This is a genomic window from Pseudomonas sp. FSL R10-1339 (assembly GCF_009600545.1).
In the GTDB taxonomy this organism is placed as follows: domain Bacteria; phylum Pseudomonadota; class Gammaproteobacteria; order Pseudomonadales; family Pseudomonadaceae; genus Aquipseudomonas; species Aquipseudomonas bubulae.
In genome coordinates this window covers 20,794-31,866 of record NZ_WIVQ01000048.1, presented here as the reverse complement: position 1 = coordinate 31,866, position 11,073 = coordinate 20,794, and the positions used below count along the sequence as shown (strand labels likewise).

Here is an 11,073-nt window from a genome sequence, read left to right as displayed (position 1 = left end):
GCGACATGGCGGGTGGCGGTGGCGGTGCCAGCCGCAGCAGCCGTGGCCTGGACCCAGCGCTGATCGAAGAGATCACCAAGCATTACGGCTTCGACAAACCCATGCACGAGCGTCTGTGGCTGATGCTCAAAAACTATGCGCAGCTGGATTTCGGCAGCAGTTTTTTCCGCGGTGCCAAAGTCACTGACCTGATCCTGCAGAAGCTACCTGTGACCATCTCCCTGGGATTATGGGCGACGTTGATCACCTACCTGATCTCGATACCGCTGGGCATCCGCAAAGCCATCCACAACGGCAGCGCCTTCGATATATGGACCAGCACCGCGATCATCATCGGCTACGCCATGCCGGCGTTTTTATTCGCCATTTTGCTGATCGTGGTGTTTGCCGGCGGCAGCTATGTCAGTTGGTTTCCGGTGCAAGGGCTGGTCTCGGACAACTTCACCAGCCTGAGTTTCTTCGGCAAGATCGGCGACTACCTGTGGCATATGGTGCTGCCCGTGTCGGCGCTGGTGATCGGCGGCTTTGCCACCCTGACTATCCTCACCAAAAACAGCTTTCTCAACGAAATCAGCCGCCAGTATGTGGTCACGGCACGGGCCAAGGGCCTGACCGAACGCCGTGTGCTCTACGGCCATGTGATGCGCAACGCCATGCTGCTGGTGGTGGCCGGGATTCCCCAGGCGCTGATCGAGGTGTTCTTTGCTGGCTCCCTGCTGATTGAAACCATCTTCAACCTCGACGGTATCGGCCGCATGAGCTACGAGGCCGCAGTGTCACGGGACTATCCAGTGGTGTTCGGCACGCTGTTTCTGTTCACCCTGTTCGGCTTGCTGATCAAACTGATCGGCGACCTCTGCTACACCCTGCTCGATCCCCGTATCGACTTTTCGGCGAGGACTGCCTGATGTTTACCCTCTCTCCTCTGGGCCGTCGCCGCCTTGCCCACTTCAGGACCAACCGCCGTGGCTGGTGGTCGCTGTGGATCTTTGTTGCGCTGTTCACCCTATGCCTGGGCGGTGAGCTGATCGCCAACGACAAGCCGCTGGCCATTCACTACAAGGACCATTGGTACTTCCCGATCGTCTCCAGCTACGTCGAAACCGACTTTGGTGGCGAACTGCCGTTCGAGCCCGACTACAGCAGCGACTACGTACGCAAACTGATTGCCGACCAGGGCGGCTGGATGCTTTTCGCGCCGATCCCGTTCAGCTACGACACGGTCAATTACGACCTCAAGGAGCCAGCCCCCAGCCCGCCTTCCGCGACTCACTGGCTGGGCACCGACGATCAGGCACGGGACGTACTGGCACGGGTGATTTTCGGTGCACGGATTTCAATCCTGTTTGCCTTGATCCTGACCGCCATCAGCGCTGTCGTGGGCATCAGTGCCGGGGCCTTCCAGGGCTTCTACGGCGGCCTGGTAGACCTGCTCGGCCAGCGTCTGCAAGAGGTATGGTCGGGATTGCCAGTGCTGTATCTGCTGATCATCCTGTCCGGGTTCGTGGCGCCCAGCTTCTGGTGGCTGCTGGGGATTATGGCGTTGTTCAGCTGGCTGGCACTGGTGGACGTGGTGCGCGCTGAATTCCTGCGCGGACGCAATCTGGAATACGTCAAGGCGGCGCGGGCACTGGGCCTCACCGACGGTGCGCTGATGCGTCGGCATATCCTGCCCAACGCCATGACTTCTACCCTGACCTACCTGCCGTTTATTTTGACGGGCGCGATCGCCACGCTCACCGCGCTGGATTTTCTTGGTTTTGGCATGCCGCCAGGCACCGCCTCGCTGGGTGAACTGATCGGCCAGGCCAAGCGCAACCTGCAAGCACCCTGGCTGGGCCTGACTGCGTTCTGCGCCCTGGCGCTGATCCTGTCGCTACTGGTGTTTATCGGCGAAGCCTGCCGCGACGCCTTCGATCCCCGGACCTGAGAATTGACATGACCAACACACTGATTGAAATCCGCGACTTGCGCGTGAGCTTTGCCGGGGCAGAAGTGGTTCACGGCATCAACCTCGATATCCGCCGTGGCGAGTGTATGGCGCTGGTGGGCGAGTCGGGCTCGGGCAAGTCGGTAACCGCGCATTCGATCCTGCGCCTGCTGCCCGGCAAGGCTGTAGAGACCCAAGGCAGCATCCGCTACGACGGTGTCGATCTGGTGCATGCCAGCGAAGCCCAGTTGCGCAGCTTGCGCGGCAACCGCATTGCGATGATCTTCCAGGAGCCGATGACCTCGCTCAACCCGTTGCACACCGTGCAAAAACAGATCAGTGAAATCCTTATCACCCACAAGGGCCTGAAAACCCGCGCTGCGCGGCAGCGCACCCTGGAGCTGCTGGAACTGGTGGGCATCCGCGAACCGGCCAAGCGCCTCAATGCCTATCCGCACCAACTGTCTGGCGGGCAGCGCCAGCGGGTGATGATCGCCATGGCCCTGGCCAATGAGCCGGAACTGCTGATCGCCGATGAGCCGACCACGGCGCTGGACGTGACGGTGCAGCAAAAAATCCTCGAACTGCTGATCGACCTGCAACAGCGCCTGGGCATGTCGTTGCTGCTGATCAGCCACGACCTCAATCTGGTGCGCAAGATTGCCCAGCGCGTGTGCGTGATGCGCGGTGGCGAGATTGTCGAGCAGGCCAGTTGCGAGGCCCTGTTCAACGAGCCGAAGCACCCCTACAGCCGCATGCTGATCGAGGCCGAGCCCAGTGGCCGACCGGTACCGGGAGAGCACCGTCACAACGTGCTGCAAGTGGACAACCTGAAAGTCTGGTTCCCCCTGCCAAAACCGCTGTTCAGCCGCGAGCGACACTTTATCAAGGCGGTGGATGGGGTCAGTTTTGAACTGAAAAAAGGCCGCACTTTGGGCATCGTCGGCGAGTCCGGCTCGGGCAAATCGACCCTTGGCCAGGCTATTTTGCGGCTGGTGGACTCAGAGGGCGAAATCCGCTTCGGTAATAAACAACTGAACATCCTCAGCCAGAACCTGTTGCGCCCGTTGCGCCGGCAAATGCAGGTGGTGTTCCAGGACCCGTTTGGCAGCCTGAGCCCGCGCATGTCGGTGCAGCAGATCATCAGCGAAGGCTTGCTGGCCCATGACATTGGCACTGAGCAAGAGCGCGAGGCGGCGGTGATCCGGGTCTTGCAGGAAGTGGGCCTGGACCCGCAAAGCCGTCATCGCTACCCCCATGAGTTCTCGGGCGGGCAGCGCCAGCGCATCTCCATTGCCAGGGCGCTGGTCATGGAACCGGAGCTGATACTGCTCGACGAACCCACCTCGGCCCTGGACCGCACGGTGCAAAAACAGGTGGTCGACCTGCTGCGCGACCTGCAGGCCCGGCATGGCCTGACCTACCTGTTTATCAGCCACGACCTGGCGGTGGTGCATGCCCTGGCCCACGACATGATCGTGATCAAGGACGGCAAGGTGGTGGAACAAGGGGATGCGCAGTCCATCTTCGACAACCCGCAACACCCCTATACCCGGGAATTGCTGCAGGCCAGCAGCTTGAAGATGCGGAAAACTGCGCTTGCCGATGCGGTGTAGCCGCTGACGAGGAACGCAGGCTGCGATCGGCTGCGCAGCGGCCGTAAAACCTGGGCAGCGGACTCAACTGGCACTCCGCGGTATCAGATTTTGCGACTGCTGCGCAGCCGATCGCAGCCTCGCTCCGCTCGTCAGCGGCTACAAGGTGTCGGCAGGGTCTACAAGCTCGGCCAACAACTCGGCAAACGCCTCCCGGGCACTGTGATGGCCGGTTTCACTGTGCCAGTAAAACTGGTTAGGGACCGGCTCCAGTTCGGCAAATCGGTAGCGTGCCAACTGAACGCAAACGCCAAAATGCTCAAGTAGCCCTTCAGGCACCAACGCCAGACCCGCACCCGCCCTGACGCAACCAATAATACTGCCCCAACTGGCGTAATCGACCCAGTTGACTTCAAGCCCCTGCACCGCCAACCCTCGCGCCAATACGGCGCGGTACGGGCAACCGGGTGGCCAGGCGAACACCGTGTGTTGATGCATATCCCCAAGACCCGTAAGCGGTGCGAGTGCCGGGCTGGCAATCACTATCAGGGGCTCGTGATAAAGCGGGGTTTTTGTAAGTTTTGGCTGATCGATGCCCCCTGCAATCACGGCGCCGTCGAGCCGGTGGTGCTGCACATCATCAATCAGTTGCCGCCATTGCCCAGTGACCAGTTCCAGGGTCACATGCGGATAGCGCTGATGGAACTCGGCCAGCATCGGCGGCAACCGCCCTGTGGCACAGGACTCAATCGCGCCGATACGCAGCTTGCCCGCAGGCACGGCATGGGGCTGCACGGCACGCCGGGCCTGGTCGACCAGCGCCAGGATCTGCTCGCAATAGCCGACAAACACCTGGCCCGCCGGGCTGATGCACAACCCCCGGCCCGCACGGGTAAACAACGCGGTGCCCAGCTCACTCTCCAGCTGTTTGATCCGGGTGGTGATATTCGACGGCACGCAATGCAGTTGCTGAGCCGCCAGCGCGATGCTGCCGCACTCTGCCACCGACTTGACCATACGCAACTGGCTAAGCTCCATGGTTCACTCCTGATGATTACAGAAATCTTTATATATCACTTGTCATGAATTAATAAACTGACAAAATTTGAGGTCTGTAAATAGCTTTGTTGAATCAAGACAGTGACCCCCAAAAAATAAAAACCATAATGGAGTGGACAGCGTGGACACTAAAGAGGCAGTTATTGAAGCATTGGCACATTCCGTCTTTGACCATGGCGCGCTGAACAACGCATTCTATCAACGCTGGTTAGGCTCTCCAATGAAGCTCCGGGAGGTAGAAATATTTGCGCAAAATTATTGGGCCAGGACATGTCGTACAGCCTTGATGGTCGCGCTTTCTTTTTTACATGCAAAGCACATTTCAGCAAGAGCAGAAATCGTCAAAAACCTATACTCTGAGTTAGGCAACGGCGATGCAAAAAAAGCACACAGTGTGCTTTTAGAAAAGTACTTACTTGACCTGTTAAGTCGTCTAGCCGGAAGAAAATACACCTTGGACGAGTTAGAGGCGGGAGAGGTCTTACCCTCAACACATCTCTTTATTGCAGAGCAGGAAGCACTGTATGCACCCGCTGAGCAAGGACGACCGTCAAGTCATGCTCTAGGAGCACTGCTTGCCCAAGAGTGGCTTGCGTATTCAATGCTGACACGTTTATACGAGGGCGCACGAAATTATCAAAACTTGTATTCCAACAATGATGAATTCCACGAGTGGTGTGAATATTTTTACATCCATATTGGAGAAGCTGAAAAAGAGCATAAAGTTCAGTCACTAATAGCAGCAGCGCTTGAGTGCAGCAACGAAGCTGATTTGGCCGAACTAACCATTGGCTTCAAACGCTTTCTCGACATCACAGAAAACTACTGGAACGGAATAGCACGAGCTATTGAAGACGCTAAGACGTTGGAAATAAACATTTGAAGTGTTCGCACACAAGGAAGCAAATAATCGCAGCCCTGGCCGCTGTCGTACTGTGCTGGGCCTATTCACCGATCGGGATAAACATCGGCCTGCAGGATTATTCTCCGGGGCATCTGGCGTTGCTGCGGTTTTTGATTGCCTCGGTCTTTATGGCGGCTGTTGCGCTGGTGTTGCGCATTGGCCTGCCCCGGCTCAGGGATGTGCCCTGGCTGATCGTGCTGGGCTTTTTCGCCATTGTGCTGCATCACGTGGCGCTCAATTTCGGCCAGCGCTGGATCAGCCCCGGCGCGTCCAGCGTGTTGGCACAATCCGCACCACTGTTCAGCACCCTGATCGCACGGGTGTTTTTGAAAGAAACTGTCAGCGGCTGGCGCTGGTTATGGGTGGCTGTGGGGTTTCTGGGCGCGCTGGTGGTGGTGATCAGCGATAAAGGCCTCGCAGGGTTCAGGCCCCAGGGCTTGCTGGTTTTGCTCGCGGCGTTTTCCTGGAGCGTCTATTTCGCCTTGCAAAAACATTACTCCAACCGCTACAGCCCTTTGACTCTGGTGTGCTACACGATCTGGAGCGGGACCTTGCTGCTGGGTGTATACGTGCCGGGGCTCGTGGATGCAGTCTTGAATGCGCCGGCCCGGGTGAACGGGGCGGTGTTACTGCTGGGGATTTTCCCCAGCGCCCTGGCCTATCTGTTCTGGGCCTTTGTGTTGGCCCGCGCCGAGGTCAGTCGCGTAGTAGGAGTCATGTATTTGATCCCGCCGGTGGCAATGGTGATGGCGGCCGTCGTGTTGGGCAGCACCGTGTCGATGGGGGTGATGGCCGGCGCAGCCATCATATTAGCCAGTGTGATGGCGATGAGTCGCGTGCGGTAAAGACATGCTTTTTGTTATTCCTAAAATGAATATATAAATCATTTTATATTCTTTTTTAAAAGCTAATTTTCCTGCAAGACTCTCGTCATAACTCTTCCAACTCATGATGAGAACGAAATGAAAAAATTCACTGCCCTCACCGCCCTGACCCTGGCTGTCCTGTCTGGCCTGGCCCATGCCGATCGTCTGGATGACATCAAAAAATCCGGTGTGCTGCGCGTGGCGTCCTTCGACAGCAACCCGCCCTTTGGTTTTGTCGATGCCAACAGCAAGCAGATCGAAGGCCTCGACGTCGACTACGCCAAGGCCATCGCCGACAAGCTGGGCGTGAAGTTGCAGTTGCAGCCAACCAACCCGGCCAACCGCGTACCGCTACTGGTGGCCAACAAGGTGGACCTGGTACTGGCCAACTTCACCATCACCCCCGAGCGCGCCGAGCAGGTGAATTTCAGCATTCCGTACTTTGCTTCGGGCCAGTAATTTATCGTCAAGAAAGGCACCCTCACATCCCCCGAGGAGCTGAACAAATGGCGCGTAGGGGTGGACAAGGGCACGGTCAATGAAGGCGTGCTGCGCGAGAAATTCCCCGGTGCCAAAGTGGTGGCCTACGATGACACCCCGTTCGCCTTCACTGCCCTGCGCAACGGTAACGTCCAGGCCATCACCCAGGACGGCCCGAAGCTGATCGGCCTGCTGGCCAATGTGCCGGACAAGGACAAATACGAAGTGCCGCCGTTCACCATTTCCAATGACCTGATCGGTGTCGGTATTCCTAAAGGCGAAGCGCGCCTGACCGAGGTGGTCAACCAGACCCTCACCGACCTCGAAGCCCAGGGCAAGGCCCAGGGCATTTATGACGCCTGGTTCGGCCCGACCACCAAGACCCCGCTGACCCGCCTGTACAAGATTGGCGACAAGAGCTAAGCCACTGCCTCTGTGGGAGCGAGCCTGATCGCGAAGACTTTTCGCGAGCAGGCTCGCTCCCACAGTTCCTGTCTCCTTCAGCCCGTCACGGTCAACCGGACGGGTTTGCTCGTTTCTGGATGGACGCTGTTTCTATGTTCGGTGAACTGCTTGCCCCGCAATACCTGCACTGGTTGCTCGATGGTTTTGTCCTCACCCTGATCCTTTCCCTGCTGACCTGCCTGGTGGCTACCGGGCTGGGGTTTTTGCTGTACCTGGCACGCATCTCGCCTTTGCGTGTGTGGTCGTGGCCGGCACGGGCCTACCTGGCCCTGTTTCGCAACACGCCACTGCTGGTGCAGCTGTTTTTCTGGTACTTCGGGGTCACGGCCATGCTGCCCGAAGGGCTGGTGATGTGGCTCAACCAGCCGCGCAGCCTGTCACTGGGGCTGTTTGAAGTTGACTGGCCGTCGTTTGAGTTTCTCGCCGGGTTCTGGGGGCTGATGCTCTACACCGCCGCTTTTATTTGCGAGGAGTTTCGCGCCGGTGTCAGTTCGGTGCGGGTGGAACAACGGGCGGCAGGTCTGGCGCTGGGCTTGAGGCCGGCACAGGTGTGGCGCTATATCGTGTTCCCGCAGGCGCTGCGCACGGCGTTGGGACCGTTGCTGGGCCAGTATATGAACGCCCTGAAAAACTCGTCTCTGACCATGGCCATTGGCTTGGCCGAGCTGTCCTACGCCTCGCGTCAGGTCGAGACCGAAACCTTCAAGACCTTTCAGGCCTTCGGTTTTGCCACTCTGCTGTATGTGGCCAGCATTGCCTTGCTCGAAGTACTTGGCCAATTGATTGCACGCAGCAAGTGGTATCGCCAGGGAGGGGTGTAAGTCATGGATTTTTCGGTTATCAGCGACAACTTTTCGTATTTCATGCTCGGCGCCTGGCCCAACGGACCTTTGGGCGGTGCAGCACTGACGCTGCTGCTCAGCCTGTTGTCGGGGATCATCTCGGCACTGCTGGGGCTGGTGCTGGGCATTGCCCTGGTGATGATTCGCGGCAAGGTGCGCTGGCTGTTGTTGGGTGTGCTGGGCTTTTTGCGGGCAATTCCGGTGGTGATGCTGATTTTCTGGAGTTACTTCCTGCTGCCCATCCTGTTCAAGGTCGATGTACCCGCGCTGGCCACCGTGGTGTGTGCGCTGTCGTTGATCGGCGGTGCGTACCTGGCCCACTCGGTGTATGCCGGGATCAGCAGCCTGCCGGCCGGGCAATGGGCGGCGGGCAAGGCTCTCGGCCTGGGTAGCTGGCAAGTGTTGCGTCTGATCATTCTGCCGCAGGCCCTGCCGATGATGCTGCCCTCCTTCCTCAACCAATGGATTTCACTGATCAAGGACACCTCGCTGGCGTACGTGATCGGGGTCGGCGAGCTGTCGTTTGTTGCCACCCAGATCAGCAACCGGGTGATGGTGCACCCGACGGAAATCTTCCTGTTTGTGGCGCTGGTGTACTTTGTGTTGTGCAGTGGCCTGGACTGGATGGCCAATCGGTGGGTCAAGCGCTAACCACCTTCTCACCTGTGGGAGCGGGCTTGCTCGCGATGGCATCACTGCGGTTTGCCTGGCAGACCGCGTTGTCCAAATCGCGGGCAGGCCCGCTCCCACAACGATCAGTGCAAGGTTGCGATCACCGCCCAAACCGGCACAAAGCCCATTGGCAGCCACACGGCCAGTCGCGGCCGATACGGCAACAGCATCAGCAGGCTAAAACCGCTCAACGAGATCATGCCAAACCAGCCCACCGGCCCCATCGCCCAGCCCCAGGCCAACCCGCAAAACCAGAAACTCAGCCCCAGGCTTAGCCAACCGGCAACCCGTAGCACACGGCGCAAGCGGGCCGCAGGCGGCTTTCCCCACACCTGTTTGTAATGACGCTCCAACCCCTGGCACAAGGTAAGCATGCCGATGTAAGCGAACGCCAGTGCAGCAAAATAATCAGCCAGCATCTCAATTTACCTCGGCCATGACGGCGGTTTTTTTACGTGGCACCCGCTCAACCGCCGGTTGCGAGACTTTCCAGCAGGCCCACAGCAACAAAGCGCCCAGGGCCATAGCAGTCAGCTCGACGCCCATGCAGCTGTGCAGTGCCCAAGGCCGGTTGACGGTGAAGACACTCAACAACGGCAAGGCCAGGCACAACCCTCCCGCCAACCCGAGTTGCTCGCGCCAGGCCTGCATGCGCGGGCGCAGCAAGGCATGGGCAAAGCTCAACGCCCACATGCCAAAGAACACATTCAATTCAGCATCCGCCCGTTCGGTCATCCCCGACGGCAACAGCCGGTTGCCCCACAACAGGCTGATACAAGCCAGGCTCAAGCCCGCCATAACGGTGACATTGATCGCCTCGACTAAACGGTAAAGCACCTGGGCAACCCGACCTTCGCTGGCGTACTTGCGCCGCCGCTTGACGGTGAACAGCACCAGCCCGCTGGCGATCATGGCGCTGCTGATCAGCCCGCAAATAAAGTACAGCCAGCGCATCGGGTAACCGCCGAACTGGGCAAAGTGCAGCCCGGAAATCACCCGATGGGTCAGCACCGTTGGGCGCATTTCAGTGGGGCCGGCCAACTGCTCGCCGGTGACGCCGTCAAAGCGCATGCCCTGGCCCTTGGTCAGGGCAATGCGATTGCCCAGGATCGGACGAATCTGGATTTCGGCATTGCTCATGCCGGGGTTGCTGATGCTGATCCCGCCCAACGGCCCCATGACAGCCCGGGCCTGGCTCAGCAACGGCCCCAGGGCCACCAGCGGTGCAGGCTCTGCGGTTGCCGGGCGCTGTACGGCAACGCTGGCCGGCGCCTTGTCCTGCGCCTTGAAAAAGGCCTCGCGGTCACCATCGAACAATGCATCCATGGCCGCAGGCATATAGATCACCAGAAAAATCGCCAGCCCGGTGTAGGTGATCATCAAGTGAAAAGGCAGCAACAGCACGGCACTGGCGTTGTGCGCGTCAAGCCACGAGCGCTGACCTTTGGCGGGACGAAAGGTGAAGAATTCCTTGAAGAACTTCTTGTGGATCACGATGCCGCTGACCAAAGCCGCGAGCATGCCCATGGCCAGCGCACCCACCAGGTAAATGCCGATCATGCGCGGCATGTGCAGGGTGAAGTGGAACAGAAAGAAAAACCGCCCTCCTACCGTTTCGCGAACCGGCATCACCTCGCCGGTATCCGGGTCCAGGGTCACCGACACGCCATCACGGCGCCCGCCGGTGGAGGCCTGCAATTGCGGCGAGCGCTCATAGGGCAGGCTGATACCCCACTGTTTTGCGTCAGCCTTGTGCGTCTGCAAGTAGCTCAGTGCGCGTTGCGCGGCCTGCTCATCGGTCAGGTGGTGGGCCGGCAGCTCGGGGGTCATCCAGTTGTCGATCTCCTGATCGAACACGGCCAGGCTGCCGGTCAAAAAGATCACGAACAACAACCAGCCGACGATCAGGCCACCCCAGGTGTGCAGCCAGGCCATGGATTGGGTCAGGGTCTGTTTCATCCCAGTCGCTCCAGCAGTTGCGGCCAAAAACCGATGGCGGCCAGGGGCACGGCGAGCACCGCGCCCATCCAGGCCGACCACTGGTGGCGGGCAGCAAATGCCCACAAAATGGCGAAGGTGTAGATCACAAACGACAGCAGGCTGGCGACGATCATCGCGTCTACATTGTCCAGCGGCAGCAGCCGCGCCAATGCCGCAGTAAAGGCATAGGTAAAGACATAACCACCAACCAGTGCTGCCAGTGTGCGAGACACGATCGGCGCCCAGGCCGACGTTGCAAGTTTCATGTGTTCAATCCTCT

At 59.1% G+C, this 11,073-nt stretch carries 11 protein-coding genes and 1 pseudogene; 8 read left to right on the top strand and 4 right to left on the bottom strand.

All coding sequences use genetic code 11. From position 1 onward, the window contains the following. The 3 genes from yejB to GHO03_RS14990 form a co-directional block, all read left to right on the top strand. A partial coding sequence (yejB, locus tag GHO03_RS15000) for a microcin C ABC transporter permease YejB (RefSeq protein WP_153400141.1) occupies positions 1 to 908 on the top strand: 908 nt, incomplete at its 5' end. Continuing rightward, positions 908 to 1,930: an ABC transporter permease gene (locus GHO03_RS14995; protein WP_153400140.1), complete on the top strand. Its 1,023-nt coding sequence runs from the start codon at positions 908 to 910 to the stop codon at positions 1,928 to 1,930. The genes yejB and GHO03_RS14995, both read left to right, overlap by 1 nt. Positions 1,931 to 1,938: 8 nt before the next feature. After that, positions 1,939 to 3,546, top strand: coding sequence for an ABC transporter ATP-binding protein (locus tag GHO03_RS14990; RefSeq protein WP_153380873.1), 1,608 nt, complete (start codon positions 1,939 to 1,941; stop codon positions 3,544 to 3,546). A 138-nt stretch (positions 3,547 to 3,684) separates the two neighbouring features. Here GHO03_RS14990 and GHO03_RS14985 read toward each other — a convergent pair whose 3' ends face one another. Further along, positions 3,685 to 4,563, bottom strand: a complete 879-nt coding sequence (locus tag GHO03_RS14985) for a LysR family transcriptional regulator (RefSeq protein WP_095032047.1) — start codon at positions 4,561 to 4,563, stop codon at positions 3,685 to 3,687. 142 nt (positions 4,564 to 4,705) lie between these two features. Here GHO03_RS14985 and GHO03_RS14980 point away from each other — a divergent pair, with 142 nt between their 5' ends. The 5 genes and pseudogenes from GHO03_RS14980 to GHO03_RS14960 all read left to right on the top strand — a co-directional run bounded on the left by GHO03_RS14980 (position 4,706) and on the right by GHO03_RS14960 (position 8,792). Next, complete coding sequence (locus tag GHO03_RS14980) at positions 4,706 to 5,467, top strand: iron-containing redox enzyme family protein (RefSeq protein ID WP_238705515.1); 762 nt, start codon at positions 4,706 to 4,708, stop codon at positions 5,465 to 5,467. Next, entirely contained in the window at positions 5,464 to 6,333 is an 870-nt protein-coding gene (locus GHO03_RS14975) for a DMT family transporter (protein ID WP_138738305.1), read from the top strand. Before GHO03_RS14980 ends, GHO03_RS14975 begins: the two co-directional genes overlap by 4 nt. 117 nt (positions 6,334 to 6,450) lie before the next feature. Next, positions 6,451 to 7,257 (top strand): annotated as a pseudogene (locus GHO03_RS14970) (ABC transporter substrate-binding protein). Between the two features lie 134 nt (positions 7,258 to 7,391). After that, entirely contained in the window at positions 7,392 to 8,120 is a 729-nt protein-coding gene (locus GHO03_RS14965; RefSeq protein WP_153400139.1) for an amino acid ABC transporter permease, read from the top strand. A 3-nt stretch (positions 8,121 to 8,123) separates the two neighbouring features. Continuing rightward, entirely contained in the window at positions 8,124 to 8,792 is a 669-nt protein-coding gene (locus tag GHO03_RS14960) for an amino acid ABC transporter permease (protein ID WP_095002850.1), read from the top strand. A gap of 104 nt (positions 8,793 to 8,896) precedes the next feature. Here the strand turns inward: GHO03_RS14960 and GHO03_RS14955 are convergent, their stop codons facing one another. The 3 genes from GHO03_RS14955 to GHO03_RS14945 are packed head-to-tail and all read right to left on the bottom strand — an operon-like array spanning position 8,897 to position 11,059. Further along, entirely contained in the window at positions 8,897 to 9,232 is a 336-nt protein-coding gene (locus tag GHO03_RS14955; protein ID WP_095002851.1) for a DUF3325 domain-containing protein, read from the bottom strand. A gap of 1 nt (position 9,233) precedes the next feature. Further along, a complete protein-coding gene (locus GHO03_RS14950) occupies positions 9,234 to 10,772 on the bottom strand; it encodes a PepSY domain-containing protein (RefSeq protein WP_153380871.1) in 1,539 nt (512 codons plus the stop codon). Further along, positions 10,769 to 11,059: an iron transporter gene (locus GHO03_RS14945; protein ID WP_095002853.1), complete on the bottom strand. Its 291-nt coding sequence runs from the start codon at positions 11,057 to 11,059 to the stop codon at positions 10,769 to 10,771. The genes GHO03_RS14950 and GHO03_RS14945 overlap by 4 nt, the downstream gene beginning before the upstream one ends. Between the last annotated feature and the right edge of the window lie 14 nt (positions 11,060 to 11,073).